This is a genomic window from Pseudoalteromonas sp. GW168-MNA-CIBAN-0100 (assembly GCF_040309225.1).
Lineage (GTDB): Bacteria > Pseudomonadota > Gammaproteobacteria > Enterobacterales > Alteromonadaceae > Pseudoalteromonas > Pseudoalteromonas arctica.
The window spans coordinates 1-269 of record NZ_JBEOOL010000596.1; the positions used below are offsets into that span (position 1 = coordinate 1).

Consider the following 269-nt stretch of genomic DNA (forward strand, 5'->3'; position numbering starts at 1 on the left):
TACCAGCGATACGTTAAAGGGAGCTGGCAAACGCTTAAGAATATGCCTTACCAAAGCAAGTCCATAACGGTGGAATTAAACCTTAGCAGCTCAGATCAAGAGCCTGCACAATGGGTGAAAGTAAAATTACTCTTTGTACGCTCAGTAAATGAAGCTAAACAACAGGCAAGTAAACATGACTGGGCGCTGTTCTTGACAACAGATAGCCAACTTGAAGATGAAAAAATACTTGAGGTTTATGCACTGCGTGGGGGGATTGAAGTTTACTT

The 269-nt window shown here is 42.0% G+C and carries 1 pseudogene; it reads left to right on the plus strand.

The annotated features are described in order from the left end of the window. Window positions 1-69 precede the first annotated feature (69 nt). A pseudogene (locus AAEY62_RS22595) lies at window positions 70-269 on the plus strand (IS4 family transposase); the annotation flags it as partial.